The following is a 15,828-nucleotide window of genomic DNA, read 5'->3' on the forward strand; positions in this document are numbered from 1 at the left end:
CCATTGGGCTGGGCGCACATTCTACTGACTGGCGAATATCTTTGGCCCAAGGAACCGAAAGCTTAGGGTGTCATTTCGCCCTCAGCCGGAACCGACCCCTTCAGCCGTGCGCGAAACCGTGGCGGTTTGGCCGCTGCTTTGCGTGCTGGACATCGCCGCCAGAGCCATCGACTTGTTAAATGAAACTGCCGGAGCGGCGGGGCGAGGAAGGTTTGTTGTGGTATCGGTTGACGCGGTGTCCTGCAACCCCAGCGGGTTTTCAGCCATCCCCATGCCCTGGCGTTTCCGTCCGTAACTGACATCATCCGGTGCCGTTTTTGCCTGTTCAGCCTTGGGAGCGGGGGCGCTCATGAAATGGTTATAAGCCCAGTCACCCATCCAGGCTAATACGATAAGCGCCGCCAGAAGCAGTATTCCCAGCGTCATAAGACGGTTTTTACCGCGCTTTTTGAGGCTGTTTACCTCTGGTTGGTCGGGTTTAACGTCCTCCACCGGTGCAGACTCTTTACGCTGTGCCTGCGCCCGTTCGCGTGCTTCAACTTCCAGCTCGGCCACCGTTTTTTCTCTCTCGGATGAAGGGTTTTCGCTCCCATCGAGAGGCGTTGGGTTTTGCGTATCCGTCATGGTTTTTCCTCCAGTTTAACCGCCGGTGAAACGGTGCTGCCGTTGCTGACCGTTGCCAGACCAAATCCCTGATTAACAATGCCCACCACGGCGTCGCCGTAGCGTAAGACCAGCTTTGGAGCCAGCGAGTGAACGACCATCACGCGATAGTTTCCCTGTTGCGAGAACGACGGGATGGTCGTTTGTTCTTTGCCGTTGACGAGCAGGAAGGGACTCGGGATCTTTTTCAGCGGTGAAAAGCCCAGGTAAGTGAAGCGGCCATCGTCATAGGCAAAGTCCGGCATAGCCATTTCACTGCCCTGCTTCACACGCTGCGCATAGTTCCAGTTTCGCGGTGTAGTGGCGGCATTAAACGCTTTGGCGATGCGGCTTTTTTCCTGCGCCTCCGTCAGCTCCTTTTGCCGCGCCTTCACGGCTTCCATGCTGGCCTTACGGCTGGCCTCGGGATAATTCCAGGTCACAACAAACGCCAGACTGCTTGCCGGTGCGCCTTCATCGAGTACGTTAAGTTCCAGACTGTAGAAGTGTGCCGACGTGGTGACAAACAGGTTGGTTTTCCAGTCTTTCGACTCGGGTAAAAATGCCTGCTGGACGGTTGAGCCGTCCGCATCCGTCACCGGCTGCGTGATGGGGGCGGGGCGAATATAGACGCGGTTCGCCTCCTTTGTTACCGCCCATCCTTTAATGAAGCCGACTTCGGTACTGATCACCGCTTCATCATCGGCAAAAACTAACGTGGTGACGTAACCGGCGCGGGTGTTGATCACCGTGCTGTTTTGCACGTTGTACGCCACCTGCTGCATACGGCTGTCGTACCGGCTACCCTGCGGGGTTGCGGCTCCCCACGCCGATGAGCAGAGCATCAAAGTGAGAATGACGAATAGATTACGCATTATTCTTTCCTCAGTTCTTTGTCACGCTGGTAACTGGTGACGATGAAGCCCAGCGGATTACTCTCACGCTGCACGTCAGTCAGCGCCTTGTGTGGCACGTAGTGGTATGTCAGACGAACGTTCCAGAATTCGACGCGCGTCGCGCCGTCAACAACGTGGCGGATGGTTCTTTTCAGTCGGAGGGTTGCCAGCATATCGGGCGCGGTAGCCTGGCTGATGATATTGGAAATGACCTCAGTTTCCACCACGTTAGCCGCATTCTGATACACCTTGTCGGGTGCATCCTGTCCGGCGAACCAGGCAAGATAGTCCGCATTGACCTGTCCGCTGTTAAAGAGCTGCACCGTGTCATAATTGCTTTGCAGGGCGAAATAGTTGTATCCCTCCCGGAGCGTGGCGTAATTGGCGGCGAAGGCTTTCGCCATTGCCTCCTCGGTCGCAATGTCTTTTTCTTTCACTCGGGTGACGTATTCCGCCCGCCCGCTGTGGCTGTCTACGGTGTAAAGTTCGACCTCCGTGTGTTTTAGCGGAAGCATGACAATGACGGCCACAACGGAAAGTAAGGCAAATACCGTGGCGACGGCGGCGATAACAAAGGCGAGTTTTTTAGCCCGCGCATCGCGTGTCAGCATCACTTTTTCAAACGACTGCGAGGCATTCAGCATTTTTTGTAATTCAGACATTATTCACCTCCTGCATAACGGAAGCGGAATTAACGGGTTGAAGGTCGCCGGAAACATCCGGCGGGAAATGGTTTTGCTGTGCGCAGCCCGCAAGGGTGCACAACATCATAAATATGATGAAGCGTTTCATGGTTTAGGTTCCTGAAAGGATTAAAAAGTAATGAGTCGTGCGATGGGAACAGGTGTGGCGGGATATCTGCTAGTTCTGGGCTTTCATTTTCTCCACTGCGGCTTTTGCCGATGCTTTGGCATTACTGGCCGATGAGCCTTTGAGGTTATTCGCTGCCTTATCGCCAATACTGCCTAAAGCATTCCCCACGGGCTTTCCTACGGTACTTGCGGCTTTTTTCGCTGCGCCCCCGCCTGCCATTAGCCCCATTTTAGCCGCGCCCTGTACCACACCCTGTACGCTAGCCCCTGCCAGTGAACCGGCAATTTTTGCCGATAACCAGACTACGAACCCGGAACCGATACCGGCAAGGCAACACTGTGCGGCCAGCGTTACAATGTTGTTGGCATTAGCCCCGACGCTTGCTTTGTCCAATATGTTACTAAGGTATTCAATCGCGATCCGTAAAGATAAGGCCGAAAACATGAGGGTCAGGATAGCGGTGAAGATTACCTGGAGCCAGTTATTGAACATCGGTCGCAGAAAACCGTAGATAAGGCAGAAAATGAATATGGGTGCCGTTGTTGTCATTAATAACAACATTATTTCAGCCCCCATATTAACAATGGTGGCGATAATTAAGGCTACTATTGTTCCCCCCCAAACTAATAGCTCAGCAATGCCGCCATTGAGTTGCACATAGGTTGAATTATCTAGGTTAAATAAGGTTTGCCCCAGCGTCTGAGCTTTACTCCAAAGTGTATCTAGTAAAACCCAGACATTTTCACTTCCGCTGAAACCATCTTTTAAACCGTTAATGGCAGCAACCGAGGCGTCTAGGTAGCCATCTGCATTAGTGACAAATGCCAGGATGATCCCCATTCGCGCCAAGTCCCACGCTACGTCCTCTACCGGGGTATGTAGCTTCCCCGCCAGTGTCTGATAGCCACGCCAAAGAATGTACAAAGTGGTAGAACCGGTAACTAATCCTGCCATCAGCGTTGAATACAGGGACATTTGCCCCTGTAAAACACTGTTTAAGCCATTCATTACAGCGGCATCCATTCCAGAGAAAACACCTTCGCTACTCATGACTTTTATTCTCTGGATGCATCCTGCTTTTTACGTACTCTGTTTGCACTTTTTGTAGTCCAGCTACAACGTCAGGCTCATTCATTGACCTTTTGGAAGCATTCACAACAGGGATGCACCGCTCACTGCTGAATGTTTGGGTTTTCAAACAATCGGCATAGTCTTTTATTAATTCGTCATGATGAGCCATATACCACTCTTCAGTTTTTTTCTCTTCACAACCACCTAAAGCAAACAGGCTTAAAACAAGCAGGGAGGATAAAATAGTGCGGTTATTGATCGTCATATGAAAAATCCTTGTTATAAGTTGTTCAAATCGGCCACCGGTGCGTTGAGTTGCTGCTGCTGGCCTGCCTTTTGTCGCTGCGATGTCAGCATTTGATCACGTAGTTCCGACTGTTTCACGCTCATTTCCCACTGCGTGGTCAGAGCGTTTAACTGTACACTTTTTGACGTTATGGTGTTCGCCAAATCCTGTGACTCTTTAGCGTCTTGCGACATTTCTATACGACTTACAAGGGTAGAAATATCACTCACCGTACTGTTGATCTTCTCCTGTACCGCAGTGGTATCTTCGACGGCCACCGCCCGGTTAATGACGATTTGTTTACAGGTATCAGCATAGCTTTGTGTCTGCGTAGCATCACAGGTGTCAAACATCTTGTACTTGCTATACAAGCCGTTTAGCGCACTGCTGTATGACCCGCCGGAGTTCGTCAGCAGGTCGTTGAGTGAAATGCCGTTTTTTTGCAGGTTTTTAAGGTCATTCGACAGCCCCTTAGCCTGGCTCAAAAAGTCCTGCACGTTGCGTACGCCGGTCGCGGTCGCCAGTTGCGATTTGTAGGCATTAAGCTGGGATTTATACTGTTCCACTGTTTTAAGCCAGTTTTGGGCGTCGGTCGCGTATTGAATCTGACGTAATGGATCAGCATCAACCATGACAGGAATACCGGCATAGGCTGTCAGTGATGGACACAGCAAAGCCCCCGCAATATAGGCGGCAGACAGAGTTTTCAGTTTCATGTTATTTCCTTTCAGAGTGCGAGTTGCAGGTAGCGTTCCAGCCAGTCGTCCGGCTTCATGCCGTCCTGAAACACAGAGTCAAAAATTTCGAGGTTGTCAGCGCTGCTACTTAACACTTTTGTGTAAGTACCAAGCCCGGACAGGTCAAGGGTGACGAGTGCTGCAAAGTTGCGTAAATCACCCTTTTTCAGGGGGCTTTTCACTATTACGAACTGGCGTGACAGCGGATCGAGGTTCTTGATGATGTCGAAGATCTCCGGGGCGACTTTCAGACCATCAACATAGTCTTTGCGGTCAGCCTTCGGGTTTGCCGTAAAGATTTGCGTGCCGCACTGCTCCACCACGGCAGGAGATATCGGGTTAATCAGTATTTCCGCCGGTGACTGAGTACCAGGAATAAACAGGCCATTCAGTTTGCGGATGACTTTCAGCACGTTAAAGGCGAAATCAGAAAAGACCGGGTCGTTGAGCCATTTCCAGAATTCATCCATGAAGATCACCAAGCGTCGCCCGTCGAGCAAGCTGGTGACGCGATACAGCAGGTAAAACGAAATCGGCGCACACACGTCGGCATCGTCCAAAAATTCCGTGCCATCGATGCCGAAATTGTCGCATTCGCCAATATCAAAGGTGTCCAGGTCATTATCGAAAACCCAGCCGTATTCGCCACCCTGCGCCCACTGTGACAACCTGACACGTAACCCGTTTTCCTGCGCTTCCTTCGTTGGCGGCTCGGTAAGGTTCTCCAACAGCCGGGTAATACCAAACCCACGGTGTTCAGCCGGTAGCTCCTTCATGACCGCATCCACTGCCTGACTAAGACGCAGCTCGTCGCGCGGGAACAAGGTTTGTCCGTTGCGGGTGCAGAGTATGCGCATCAGCTTCTTGATGAAGTTCAGATTGCGTTTTGTCGGTGGAAGCCGGAAGGGATTCCAGCCGGTAGGCTCACCGCTTTTCACCTTATAATACTGGCCGCCCAACGCCCTTACGTTAAGTTCTGCCCCCCTGTCCTTATCAAAATAAACGGTAGTAAGACGCTGAGTTTTAGCCTGCGGCGAAAAACTCCGGGGTTGCCGATATTTCTGCATCATGACCTGAATGAATGCCATCAGCATTGTTTTGCCCGAACCGGCGGTGCCGATAACGCTGGTATTGCCTAGATTTTTCTCGTTGAAATCATCCTTATTGAGCATTGAGTTGTGCAGGTTCATGTAATACGCCCCGCCCGAGGGGGTTTTGAGAACGCAAAGCGCTTCACCCCAGGGGTTCTTATCCCGTTTCCCCGTATAGAAGTTATGGAATGACGCCAGTTCTGCAAAATTCTGGCTGCTGATGGGGACAAGTCGCGGCCTTAGCGTGTACACACCTGGCATTTGTGCCAGATAGGCAGCGGGCAGCGACAACGTGGAGAGCGTCGGGGTGATACCCAGATCGGTGAAGGCGTTGATCAGGCTGTTGGTGTCTTTAATCAGCCGTTCTGTGCCGGATGCCGATACCATCAGGGAAAAATGATATTTACCAAAGGCAATGTGTCCGGCCTGCAACATGTCCAGGGCAACAAATAAGTCTTCCTGCTGCGAAATGGCATCATCTTCCGTGCTGCGTAAACGCTTGGCCGTCTGCTTGATGTGCTTTTGCGCTTCGTCTTTCGCCATACAGGTAAAAGACTGGGTGATCACATAGTCACACGGGGCATACAGCAACACGTTCATTATCCCAGTGAAGGATTCCGGCGCGTAGTCTTTCACTTCCAGCCCACGGAAGAAGGTCTTCCCGTTTACGTTATTGCTTTGCCCGGCATCGCCGGTGAAAAACAGGTCGGTTGTGCCGAGCGTTTCATAAAATGGCGTGCGCGTAACGGCTGTCTTCTGCCAGACGCCGCTTAACAGCCGCCGATAGAAAGACAGTTGCGACGAAAATACGCGGCCATTTTCTTCATAAGCCCCTAGTTGGTTCGCGGTGAAACGCGACAGGGACGTGCCGACCGTCTGGCATATCTCCAACATCTCTTTTAATGCACTGTCTAACGCATGTTGCTTCTGTCCGTCGGACATCCGTTTGCGCTCGACCTTATCCAGTCCGACAAAGGGCATATAACAGGCGGTGAAGAACAGGCGATTATGGCGGAAAGGATGGTTTTCAATCGTCGAGTAGTACCGTTCGCTGACCGTATCGGCAAAATCGTTACCCGAATGCCCGTCAAAGTGATCGTGGTACGTTTCACGGATATTGTGAACGTAAAACGTCACCGGTCGCCCTTCAAAGGACTTAATCAGGTTATTAAACTGACCCGACAGAATGTCGAGATTTTCTTCCGTATCACATTCAAACGCTGTTCCGCCAATTTCCCACGTTGCAATCAGGTCGCTACCTCGGGTTTTAATGACGTTTTCATGAATGTGCGACGAATACGGAATGTGCTTGGTGAGCGTGACCCGTTCGTTAAGTCGCATAGTGTTGATGAACTCCGTGATGTCTACGGCGTCGTAGTCGTTCGCCAGGAACGCCGTTGCGCCGTAGTGGGTGTTGCACGTCTTATTGCCCCGCGTTTTCAGTTTTAAAAAGGCTAATCCGAAAATGTGGGCATCCTTTCGAGCCATCTGGTTCATGACAAACCAGCTTACCGGCAGGAACAGCAACAAAAGTTTAGTGAGGTATATCGCCAGCAGGATAATTGCCCCGCTGACGATAACTAACGGCACCATCGGAATGCCAAACAGCATAGCGGGGCGCGTCAGGGCTTTATTCAGCGTGACCATTTCCGCCCCTTAGCTCATCAACAGAGCGCCGATTTCTGCACCGCTGGCAATAAGAATGCCGCCAATGATGATCCCTTTACAGTCGTGAAGGCTTTTGCCGTCCCATAACACTTTGTAACCGACCCAGATAACGGCGATGGTAATGGTGACGATGGCCAGACCGGTGAGGCCAGACGAGATTTTTTCCAGCAACGTTTCGGCTTTGGCGAACCCGTCCGCGAATGCCGGTGAGGACATGGCAGCAGAGGCCGCAACAGCAGCAAGGTAGGCAGGAGCGTTTTTAATAGAGCGTAAAATTTTCATGATATTTCCTTATTTAGATGTAGTGACTACAAACTCCCCCCGCACAACCTGTGACGGGAAAGAAACGGGTGTAGCCTGGTTAGGTGACGCTTGCGCGTCGGAGGTGATGAGATCGCCGCGTACAATACCTTTGGGGTAACGTATCTGCGGCGTGGGTGCTGCATTGCCTGGTGTGGCGTTTTGCTTTTCTTGATCGGCCTTGCTGGAAGGCACGACATATTTTTGCGCGGGTTTGTAACCCATCCGCTGTACATAGCTGGTTTTGGAAAATGCGGCTTCGGGCTTCTGGCCGGTATCAAAGTTGCCGGAGTAATAGCAACTCAGCGCCCTTTTCAGGGTGCCGCCCCGGAGGTAGCAGTCAGTGATGATTTTTTCGAAGACGGTCAGGTTGGTGCAGGGATTAAACAGTTGTTTTGCAGTGACACCGTAACGGGAAAAATTAGCCTGGTTGATTTGCATCAGACCGACCGAGTAATTTTTACCTTTCGCCTTGAGCTGGTCGATATGATCAAGAGCGTCGTTTATGTTGCTGGGGAAAAGCCCTTTTTTTCTGGCCGACAACACCAATAGCAAAGGGGTTTAACCCCGACTCAACTCTGGCTACATCATGCGATGTATCAGGGTGAATGGTTGGGGCGCATTGCATCGCCAGAGTCAGAAGCACGGCGGATGAAATCATGTATCCTCCTATTAGATGGTTTATTCCTCTTCAGTGGGGGGAGCCTTCTGCAACTGGTTAAGCAGTGAGGCATGGCCTTTTTTGGTGAATTCATCAATCAAGTAGTGAAGGAATGTTGTTGTCTTGATATTGGTGTTGGATAAATAACTGATTTCACGAGCATGTTTTGCTAACAGTTGGTAACGCTGCTGTCCGATGTAAATCACCGCCGTACTCGTTGGCTCGCCCAACTTCTTTTTCGGCATGGATATGGCTACTCCTATTAAAAAGGCACCGCAGGCTATTGCCCGCAGTGCCGGTATGTATAAAAGAATGAGGTTGGGTTTAAAGGTTGGACGATTGCAAAAGGTGTGAAAAGGCAACCTGCCGTTGTTCTATCGACCTGATAAGCGAGATTTCCTGAATTTTTAGCAGCAAAGCGGGCGAAATATTACGGCACTCAATAGCTTGATCATCATTGTTCAGCGCTATCAGGCGGGCGCATTCAATCGCGGATATCACTTTCTGGGGAACCGTACAGGCATCTGAACCGAAACGAATGAAGCCGATGGCCCCAGGGATAGAGGAAATCGTTGATGTATGGATTTTGTTGATATCAAAAGAGAGGAACAAATAATTAGGGAACAACACTTTTTCGTCGATCCGAACCGAATTACAGTCGGTTCGGTGAGAGACTCTTACATAACGAGGACAAAAAACACTAACGCCTAAGCTGTTGACCCTTCTGGTTATTTTGTCAACATCCTGAGTCTTGCAGTACAACACATACCATAAATTCATGTTTCCCATCCTTGTGGGCACAAGCCCCCATTTTCCGCCGCTCTAGCTTGGCGAAAACTAGAACGAACGTACTCATAAACATGACAAAACAACTGTATATAAATACAGTGCTTCTATTATATCCAGTTGTTTTGTTGCGTCAACCTAAAGCACTTTAGAGATAATAGCATTAATGTTTCGTAAATCAAAACATGATGAGAGTGTTTTGATTTACGAAACGCTAGCGAACTATTCACCCGATATGATCAGTAGCTAAAAAAGGTGAGTATTATGGTGCCAAAACGGTTAAAAGAAGCTCGTGAGTTGGCTGGTCTTTCACAGGAAAAACTAGCGCAACTGGTTGAAATAGAGAGTGTAAATAGTCGTTCTAGAATATCGAATTATGAGGCAGGACGTTTTACCCCGCCTTTTGACTTTATTCTTCGAGTGGCCAAGGTTTTGGGGTATCCAGAGTACTATTTTTATACAGTTGACGACGAGGTAGCTAAAAACATCTTAGAGAATCATCGTAAGATGATGAATTGTAATGATAATCCACTCAACCATATATTGGTTGAGAATAAAAAATTACGTGAACAACGTGATGAAGTTCGAAGATTATTAAGCCAATTCAATGACTGTATGAAGGACTAATGGGAAGGGGCAACGCTCGCCGCAGCCTTTGATTGAGGCGGAGCGCAGCCATAGGCGAGCACCGAACACTCAAAGCGAGGAAGCGAATTTCCACTGAATTAACAAAGAAATGCGTTCACTCTGAACCTACATAGGCAAGAGAAAACCCCTGTTGATATTCACAATGTTAATAATGTTGAGACTCAATATCTGTATGAATTGATTGGGTAAATTAGATATGTTCTTTGCGGGATCTTTTGGCGGGGGAATTGATCGTTGCTTCACTACGTGGTAATTTACCTGCGTTTACAAGTATTCATACGGGTGGGACGTTCCCGGTAATAGCGTCTAGGGAAAGGGTGATAGGCAAAAGCCACACCCTGAATGCAAAAACCCCCTGAAATCCTGACGAACTTGGCGGAACGAGGGATATTCAGGGGGGCGAAAGCAGGCGCGGTGCCTGAAAAGGATTATAGCAAATGCATAACCTAAAACAACCCCTCTTCCTCGCCATAAGCGCGGGCGGGCGTGGGTAACCAGACTAAATCTTCCCAAGAAAACCCCGATAAACGTCACCGTGGCGAACATTCTACAGCCTGTAAATGTCCGTTACCGCTCTACGTGCGTCCGGCGCATTATAAGCCCCTCAGTAAACAGCATGGTCGAGCCTTACGTAACCTTATGAGCCAGGACAAAACCTCTGGTGCCTGGGTTATTCGTCGTCGTGTTTCTGCCGATCCAATCTTCACTTTTTTGCGACCTGTCGCGGACAGAAAAAGAGCTTTCCGTGAAGTACGCCGGCGTTTGCTCGATGCGTTGTTTGTGCTTTTCGTCAACAAAGCCGATCTTGCTACCGGTATTGTCACTATCAACATCACTAAGCTGGCTGAAGAACTCAGTCCACGGAATGAAGATGGCCAGATCATCCCTGAAACTGCCGTGACGGTATCCAGGGTGTCGCGTCTGATAGACGAATTGGCGAGGTTTGGCATAGTCCTTGCGCCTGAAACTGAGTGGGATTATGTGAACGGGTGCCGTTTTCCTAAGCATATAATCATTACAGAAGAAGGCTGGCGTCTTACCGGTGTGGATATGGACAAGCTACGAGCAGAGCAAGAAGAACGCCTACGCGCTATTGAGGACGGCATTCTACAACCCGGCGAGGCTATGACAGTAAAAGAAGCCCGTAAGCGCTGGTATGAACGTTGTCGCCATCAGACGATACTTAGCCGCCGTACACGCGCTATTGAGGGCAAACAACGGCGTAAGCTGGCCGAATTACCGTTCGATGAGCGAAAGCGTCAGGTGGCCGAGCGTATTTTCCGTGATATGAAGGGTGATACACACCATCTAACCCCTCAGCAGTTTGAAAAAATGGTCTGGACTCAGCTTTACCAGCTTGAACTGGTAAATATGGAGCAGCCAGGCGCAGCCCCGCCTCACTAACCCGCCCTCTTTTTACTAATCCGTTTCCCTGCGGAGGATGTTCGTTGTCCATCTGCTAAAACAGATCGTTTTTTAGCCACCATCATCACGATAACCTCACCGATATTTGGTCAAAACCCCAATCAACACCGGCGTTATATCTTTTATGCACACTTATCTGCAAATAGGTAAATAGGATTATCTGCAATCAACCAATAGTTAGCTGCAAAATAATCAGGTCTTCGACCTACTTAACTTCATTAAAGATCTACTTATTCGCTGGATAAGATCTGTGGATAACGGGGAAAACCGATAATGACCGCCCTTGCAGCGGCCAGACGGCCGCGCCGGTTCGGCATGGTCGCTATGCTCCCAAAAGACTTTAAGTAGCACCTCCGGCCTTAGCCGGAGGCATGGAGTCAACGAGACGCAATGCAGCGAAAAGGCGCTTTTCGCCCTTACCTACTTCATCGCTAAAAGTAAGCTAAAAAAACAGTCTGGCAGGAAGGGGGCGAAATCCGTTTGGGTGTATTCGTTGACACCAGGAGCAAGTATTCCTATCATTGTGTTGATAGTTAACACAGGGGGCGTTATGGCCAGAACAACAAGCGTTACGATTGGCGAACAGCTCGATTCGTTTATCAGTCGATTAATAGACAGTGGCCGTTACGGCTCTGCAAGTGAAGTTATGCGCTCTGCGCTGCGATTGCTGGAGCAACAGGAAACAAACGATGAAGTTATTCGCCAGGCTGTTATTGCCGGGCTGGAAAGCGGTGAAAGCTCGCTATCACTGCGGGATATTGCAGCAGAAAGAAAACTGAGACATCGTGTATAAACTCACCGAACGGGCGGCAGAAGACTTCGCCGGGATTTATGATTATACGCTCTTGAAATTTGGTGAAGCTCAGGCAGACCATTATACCGACGCACTTGAGGCATTTTTCGAGACACTGGCCGGAATGCCAGATATGGGACGTGACTACCATGCCGTTCCTGGTGTAATGCGCATTGAATTTCAGCGACATGCCATTTTTTATACGGTTCGTGATACGGATATTCTGATTGCGCGTATTTTGCACCAACAGATGAACCATAAACGCCATTTACTGTAAGTCTAAACACGCTGCCGCGCTTTGCTTGGCCAACACCGATCTGGCACATAAAAAATTTATGCACCAGATCAGTGTTCTCGGTAAGGATAGGTGTGTTTTTGAGTTAATGTGTTTTTACTCATTTGTGTTTTTAGCTGTCATTTTCTTTCAGCCAATTATCGACCAAATCCTTTATCACATCAGTAATAGATGTACCTTGTTTTGCACACGCAGCTTTGAAGCGGATATGTATTTCTTCATCAAAGTTAACGTTGACTCTCTTTTGCTTTCCCGTGGGTGTGCTATTGACGACTTTTTCAAGATCCCGATGCTCACCGAAACTCATTGTTTTTGATGTATGTTGCTTAGTTAGTGCCATACATAACCTCTTAATATGCTGAAATGAGTATATGAGTTTTTACTCAAATGAATCAAGTATTTCTCGCGTCAGAATGGCTATCTCGCCCTTTGCTGCTCCATCGTTGGTATCGAAAACACTCTCACCCTCCATGACGGATTTAACGTAACTTTGGCGTTGTGTGATGGCAGTTTTAAACGGCTTAATACCCGTCTGAGCAATGCTATCTTTCAGAACGTTAAGCATGGTGGCTTGTTCGATTTTCCGTGTGATGAGGAATCGAGCTTCAACCGGACGATTATAAGCCTGGGCTTCCAGCACAGTGACTACAGAACCGGCAGCGGAAAAATCCAGAGGGCTGGGTGTTACCGGGATGATAATCAGGTCGCTGACCATCACCGCAGCGGAAGTAATAACTGACAGAGAACCGGCTCCATCAATAATCACAAAGTCATATTCAGCCAGATCTTTTCTTACCTGGTAAACGTCTTTCTCTGATGCTGCGGTGTAAACATCGAATGCTGCTTTCTCTGCTTTGTTCCAGTTAGTCAGGCTCATTTGTGGGTCTGTATCTACAACTGCAATTTTCTTACCCGAACTGGCAAGGCAGCTACTGACGTTGATTGTTGCCGTCGTTTTACCGGAGCCACCTTTAGGGTTGAGGAACGCGATAATTTTCATGTCTAAACCTCATTTGTGTGTTTACTCATTTGAGTTTAATTATACACAAAAACACAAATGAGTAAATACGGTTTGTGTGTAAATGAGTATATGAGTGTTAGAAGGGGTTTGAAGCCCATATAGACAAATTCACGTCCCAGTGTGCTTTAATTTTTAACGAGCGTATCTTTATTCATATCTTGTAGCGAATGAGGGAAACGCCGATGGAAGTGAATATCAAAGACATTACGGGTAACTGGGATCGTGGTGTTGTACTGGACAAGCACAGCAAGTTCAGCGTGGTGACAGGACAAAACGAGTGGGGTCACAACATTTATGACACTACTCGTACCGAGGTAGGTGAAGCTGTTTATCAGCTTAAATATAAATCTGACTGGACTAAGGTTCAGCCGCTGGCCAAATGCCTTTATGCTAAAGCCTACCCACTGTTTCAAAAAGTCGGGTTCATGGTTAGGAAACTGGAAAAGCGCTTCAAAAATACTCTGACCATGAAAACCCCTGTCAGAAACGCAGTGATGACGTGATGACAGGTGAGTTATGGTAATAAAATGCCGTTTCCGGTGTATTTTTAACCTGAAACCCATTTTTCAGGCGCACTTATCCTGCAGTCTGTCCCAGAAGCCATCGTTTCCGGTCGATGTTATGTTGCCTTTCTGCTACTAATTCCGACGCATGCCTGCCAGCCTGCGCACCGGTAAATCGCAGCCGGTTGCCGCACAGGATACATTTGTACGGGTCCGTACCCAGGAACCCCTTCATCAGCGCGGCGAAGCCCGGCTGATCCGGTTTTTTCCGCGCCTCCATCTGCAGGGCTTCGTACACCTTCGCCAGCAGCTCGCCCCGTTTCCGGTTAGACAAAAAACCGTAGTAGCGCACCATTTTAAAGTGCTTCGCCGGGATATGACTGATATAGCGCCCGATCATCTCTTCCTGCGACAGCGTCTGCTTCCGGTACTGCTGCGTACGGTGGTCGTAATAGTGATGCACCACGGCACCGCCGCTGTAGTGCCTGAGCTTCGCCGCCGACACCGGCGGTCGTTTCAGATACCGACCCAGGTATTTGACGCTTCGCCAGGCCCCCCTGGTCTTCTTCGCGAAGTGCACCTTCCAGCGGCGTCCGTACTGGGCCTGCAGATAGCGCTCCCACTGTTTTTTATCGCGGATATGCCCCAGCCCCGGCAGGCTGCCGGGATTAATCAGGTCATAGCTGTGGCGCAGGAGCCGGATAACCGCCCCGCGCCAGATTTCCTCCACGGCGTGCTTCTTAAAGAAGATATCGCGCCAGACGCCGTGTTTTATATCGAGCCCGCCGCGGGTGACGGAAAGGTGGATGTGCGGATGCTGGTTTAGCTGGCGGCCGTAGGTGTGCAGGGCGCAGAAGATGCCGACCTCCACGCCCTGTTTGCGGGCCCATCGCAGCATGGCGCGGGTTGCAGCCCGGAACAGGGCATTGAGCAGGGGCCAGTTGTTGTTGAAGAAGGGCCACAGCAGGTGGGGCATGGTGAAGGTGATGTGCTGCCAGTCGCAGTCGGGAAGGATGTGGCTCTGCTGCGCCACCCACTGCTCTGTGGCTTTGACGCCGCAGGAACTGCAGGTTTTTGACTTACAGCTCTGGCAGAAGAAGCAGGAATGTGTACAGCCCGGGGAGGAGCAACAGTAGCGGCGTACCCCCATGCTGGCTGTCCCGCAGGCGAGCATGCGCTCAACGCTGAGGTGGGTCCACTGACTTATACTGTCGCTATTCGAATCGAGAAACTTATTCCAGCCGTCATCGACGGTGAACAGCAGTTTTGCCGGGCGGGGAATAAACATATTCCCTGATTATTCGCATTATATTAAATATTGCCTAAACAGAGTGGTAAAATAAATGTTACCACTCTGTGGTGGATGTTTATTTTCGGCGCGTAATTACCTGTTTCCGTTTTATTTTACTTCCTGCAACCCGGTATCTTTCTGACTGGATTTTAAGAAAATTTCCGGTGTTTTGTAAAAAGCAACGATTGGCGCGGGCGATTAATTAACCTCTTGTCGATCGTTTTCATTAATCAATCCTGTAAGATTGATTGTTATTGTCGATCACCATGGGTTCCCTTATTATTCCTTTACCTTAATTTGCGTAACTAACTATCTCCGCTGTCTCTCCCTGCGTTGCGGGCGCACTGCCGACAACCGGTGAGCAGAGGGCGCGAAATATCAGGAAGCCGAAAGGAAGAAAGCAGTGGCAGAAATAAACACAGTGACCGAAAACAATGAAACCCGGGCCCCGTTAACGGTTGTTGCAACAATAACGGCCGGCGAGGGTCAGGCGGAGGCCGTTGAGGCCGCACTGCGCACGGCGGTGGCATAGGTCACCGGAGAGCCGGGATGTGAAGGGTACACCCTCCATGCTGACACGGAGAACCCGCAGGTCTTTATGATGTTTGAACGCGGGTCCTCCCTTCAGGCGCTGGTGCACCACAGTGAGGCGGCACCGTTCAGGAGGCTGGTTTCAGCTCTCGAAGGACGGGCCACACTTAGCGTGGCGACCAGTCGCCCGCTCTGCTGAGAGGTGTCGCCACAGGTGCCGGGTGTCAGAAAAATTCCTGGTACCGGCATTTTTGTTTTCCGTCTTTTGATTGGGGTCTGAGGGCCAATGGAACGAAAACGTACGCTAAGGAAATAACCAATTGTTATAATTGATATTATTCATTCTTCTCTATGAACTGAAAGCCCGCAC

Annotated in this window: 18 protein-coding genes and 2 pseudogenes; 6 read left to right on the top strand and 14 right to left on the bottom strand. The window is 49.7% G+C overall.

Features of this window, described 5'->3' with window-relative positions; genetic code table 11:
* Positions 1-81: 81 nt before the first annotated feature.
* From F9C28_RS18175 to F9C28_RS18225, 11 genes and pseudogenes are all read right to left on the bottom strand, one after another.
* Positions 82-624: a hypothetical protein gene (locus F9C28_RS18175; protein WP_199016689.1), complete on the bottom strand. Its 543-nt coding sequence runs from the start codon at positions 622-624 to the stop codon at positions 82-84.
* Positions 621-1,517, bottom strand: coding sequence for a P-type conjugative transfer protein VirB9 (gene virB9 / locus F9C28_RS18180; protein WP_032490881.1), 897 nt, complete (start codon positions 1,515-1,517; stop codon positions 621-623). Before virB9 ends, F9C28_RS18175 begins: the two co-directional genes overlap by 4 nt.
* Positions 1,517-2,200 (bottom strand): virB8 family protein, encoded by a 684-nt coding sequence (locus tag F9C28_RS18185; RefSeq protein ID WP_199016690.1) that lies wholly within the window; start codon positions 2,198-2,200, stop codon positions 1,517-1,519. The genes virB9 and F9C28_RS18185 overlap by 1 nt, the downstream gene beginning before the upstream one ends.
* Before the next feature lie 199 nt (positions 2,201-2,399).
* Positions 2,400-3,401, bottom strand: coding sequence for a type IV secretion system protein (locus F9C28_RS18190; RefSeq protein WP_057631479.1), 1,002 nt, complete (start codon positions 3,399-3,401; stop codon positions 2,400-2,402).
* Entirely contained in the window at positions 3,394-3,687 is a 294-nt protein-coding gene (locus F9C28_RS18195) for an EexN family lipoprotein (protein ID WP_032490877.1), read from the bottom strand. Before F9C28_RS18195 ends, F9C28_RS18190 begins: the two co-directional genes overlap by 8 nt.
* Before the next feature lie 14 nt (positions 3,688-3,701).
* Positions 3,702-4,424 (bottom strand): type IV secretion system protein, encoded by a 723-nt coding sequence (locus tag F9C28_RS18200; RefSeq protein WP_032490876.1) that lies wholly within the window; start codon positions 4,422-4,424, stop codon positions 3,702-3,704.
* Between the two features lie 11 nt (positions 4,425-4,435).
* Positions 4,436-7,183 (bottom strand): VirB4 family type IV secretion/conjugal transfer ATPase, encoded by a 2,748-nt coding sequence (locus F9C28_RS18205; RefSeq protein WP_057631481.1) that lies wholly within the window; start codon positions 7,181-7,183, stop codon positions 4,436-4,438.
* Positions 7,184-7,192: 9 nt separating this feature from the next.
* Positions 7,193-7,486, bottom strand: a complete 294-nt coding sequence (locus F9C28_RS18210) for a TrbC/VirB2 family protein (protein ID WP_040118340.1) — start codon at positions 7,484-7,486, stop codon at positions 7,193-7,195.
* A gap of 9 nt (positions 7,487-7,495) precedes the next feature.
* A pseudogene (locus tag F9C28_RS18215) lies at positions 7,496-8,165 on the bottom strand (lytic transglycosylase domain-containing protein).
* Between the two features lie 20 nt (positions 8,166-8,185).
* A complete protein-coding gene (locus F9C28_RS18220) occupies positions 8,186-8,410 on the bottom strand; it encodes a hypothetical protein (protein WP_040118338.1) in 225 nt (74 codons plus the stop codon).
* 79 nt (positions 8,411-8,489) lie between these two features.
* The gene (locus F9C28_RS18225; RefSeq protein ID WP_057631484.1) at positions 8,490-8,945 is read right to left on the bottom strand and encodes a transcription termination/antitermination NusG family protein; all 456 of its coding nucleotides are present in this window, start codon (positions 8,943-8,945) and stop codon (positions 8,490-8,492) included.
* A gap of 270 nt (positions 8,946-9,215) precedes the next feature.
* Here F9C28_RS18225 and F9C28_RS18230 point away from each other — a divergent pair, with 270 nt between their 5' ends.
* The 4 genes from F9C28_RS18230 to F9C28_RS18245 all read left to right on the top strand — a co-directional run bounded on the left by F9C28_RS18230 (position 9,216) and on the right by F9C28_RS18245 (position 12,094).
* The gene (locus F9C28_RS18230; protein ID WP_057631486.1) at positions 9,216-9,578 is read left to right on the top strand and encodes a helix-turn-helix domain-containing protein; all 363 of its coding nucleotides are present in this window, start codon (positions 9,216-9,218) and stop codon (positions 9,576-9,578) included.
* Positions 9,579-10,085: 507 nt separating this feature from the next.
* Positions 10,086-11,003, top strand: a complete 918-nt coding sequence (gene repA, locus F9C28_RS18235; protein ID WP_145548216.1) for a plasmid replication initiator RepA — start codon at positions 10,086-10,088, stop codon at positions 11,001-11,003.
* Positions 11,004-11,574: 571 nt separating this feature from the next.
* The gene (locus F9C28_RS18240; protein WP_050915793.1) at positions 11,575-11,817 is read left to right on the top strand and encodes a type II toxin-antitoxin system ParD family antitoxin; all 243 of its coding nucleotides are present in this window, start codon (positions 11,575-11,577) and stop codon (positions 11,815-11,817) included.
* Positions 11,810-12,094 carry a type II toxin-antitoxin system RelE/ParE family toxin gene (locus tag F9C28_RS18245; RefSeq protein ID WP_032490867.1) on the top strand — a complete coding sequence of 95 codons (285 nt, stop codon included), beginning with the start codon at positions 11,810-11,812 and terminating at the stop codon, positions 12,092-12,094. The genes F9C28_RS18240 and F9C28_RS18245 overlap by 8 nt, the downstream gene beginning before the upstream one ends.
* 130 nt (positions 12,095-12,224) lie before the next feature.
* Here the strand turns inward: F9C28_RS18245 and F9C28_RS18250 are convergent, their stop codons facing one another.
* A complete protein-coding gene (locus F9C28_RS18250) occupies positions 12,225-12,452 on the bottom strand; it encodes a plasmid partition protein ParG (protein WP_008815937.1) in 228 nt (75 codons plus the stop codon).
* 39 nt (positions 12,453-12,491) lie between these two features.
* Positions 12,492-13,112, bottom strand: a complete 621-nt coding sequence (gene parA / locus F9C28_RS18255; protein ID WP_032490866.1) for a ParA family partition ATPase — start codon at positions 13,110-13,112, stop codon at positions 12,492-12,494.
* A 203-nt stretch (positions 13,113-13,315) separates the two neighbouring features.
* On the opposite strand from parA, the gene F9C28_RS18260 reads away from it, so the two are divergent.
* Positions 13,316-13,636: a hypothetical protein gene (locus tag F9C28_RS18260; RefSeq protein WP_233149158.1), complete on the top strand. Its 321-nt coding sequence runs from the start codon at positions 13,316-13,318 to the stop codon at positions 13,634-13,636.
* Between the two features lie 73 nt (positions 13,637-13,709).
* Here F9C28_RS18260 and F9C28_RS18265 read toward each other — a convergent pair whose 3' ends face one another.
* Entirely contained in the window at positions 13,710-14,924 is a 1,215-nt protein-coding gene (locus tag F9C28_RS18265; RefSeq protein ID WP_199016691.1) for an IS91 family transposase, read from the bottom strand.
* A 553-nt stretch (positions 14,925-15,477) separates the two neighbouring features.
* Between F9C28_RS18265 and F9C28_RS20255 the strand changes: the two are divergent.
* Positions 15,478-15,657 (top strand): annotated as a pseudogene (locus F9C28_RS20255) (putative quinol monooxygenase); the annotation flags it as partial.
* Positions 15,658-15,828: the final 171 nt, after the last annotated feature.

It is taken from the genome of Shimwellia pseudoproteus, from assembly GCF_016415625.1.
Classification (GTDB): Bacteria; Pseudomonadota; Gammaproteobacteria; order Enterobacterales; family Enterobacteriaceae; genus Shimwellia; species Shimwellia pseudoproteus.

Excerpts from the sequence above, each read along its gene's own strand:
- F9C28_RS18175 (WP_199016689.1), bottom strand. The coding sequence starts at position 624 with ATGACGGATACGCAAAACCCAACGCCTCTCGATGGGAGCGAAAACCCT.
- virB9 (WP_032490881.1), bottom strand. The coding sequence starts at position 1,517 with ATGCGTAATCTATTCGTCATTCTCACTTTGATGCTCTGCTCATCGGCG.
- F9C28_RS18185 (WP_199016690.1), bottom strand. The coding sequence starts at position 2,200 with ATGTCTGAATTACAAAAAATGCTGAATGCCTCGCAGTCGTTTGAAAAA.
- F9C28_RS18190 (WP_057631479.1), bottom strand. The coding sequence starts at position 3,401 with ATGAGTAGCGAAGGTGTTTTCTCTGGAATGGATGCCGCTGTAATGAAT.
- F9C28_RS18195 (WP_032490877.1), bottom strand. The coding sequence starts at position 3,687 with ATGACGATCAATAACCGCACTATTTTATCCTCCCTGCTTGTTTTAAGC.
- F9C28_RS18200 (WP_032490876.1), bottom strand. The coding sequence starts at position 4,424 with ATGAAACTGAAAACTCTGTCTGCCGCCTATATTGCGGGGGCTTTGCTG.
- F9C28_RS18205 (WP_057631481.1), bottom strand. The coding sequence starts at position 7,183 with ATGGTCACGCTGAATAAAGCCCTGACGCGCCCCGCTATGCTGTTTGGC.
- F9C28_RS18210 (WP_040118340.1), bottom strand. The coding sequence starts at position 7,486 with ATGAAAATTTTACGCTCTATTAAAAACGCTCCTGCCTACCTTGCTGCT.
- F9C28_RS18220 (WP_040118338.1), bottom strand. The coding sequence starts at position 8,410 with ATGCCGAAAAAGAAGTTGGGCGAGCCAACGAGTACGGCGGTGATTTAC.
- F9C28_RS18225 (WP_057631484.1), bottom strand. The coding sequence starts at position 8,945 with ATGAATTTATGGTATGTGTTGTACTGCAAGACTCAGGATGTTGACAAA.
- F9C28_RS18230 (WP_057631486.1), top strand. The coding sequence starts at position 9,216 with ATGGTGCCAAAACGGTTAAAAGAAGCTCGTGAGTTGGCTGGTCTTTCA.
- F9C28_RS18240 (WP_050915793.1), top strand. The coding sequence starts at position 11,575 with ATGGCCAGAACAACAAGCGTTACGATTGGCGAACAGCTCGATTCGTTT.
- F9C28_RS18250 (WP_008815937.1), bottom strand. The coding sequence starts at position 12,452 with ATGGCACTAACTAAGCAACATACATCAAAAACAATGAGTTTCGGTGAG.
- parA (WP_032490866.1), bottom strand. The coding sequence starts at position 13,112 with ATGAAAATTATCGCGTTCCTCAACCCTAAAGGTGGCTCCGGTAAAACG.
- F9C28_RS18260 (WP_233149158.1), top strand. The coding sequence starts at position 13,316 with ATGGAAGTGAATATCAAAGACATTACGGGTAACTGGGATCGTGGTGTT.
- F9C28_RS18265 (WP_199016691.1), bottom strand. The coding sequence starts at position 14,924 with ATGTTTATTCCCCGCCCGGCAAAACTGCTGTTCACCGTCGATGACGGC.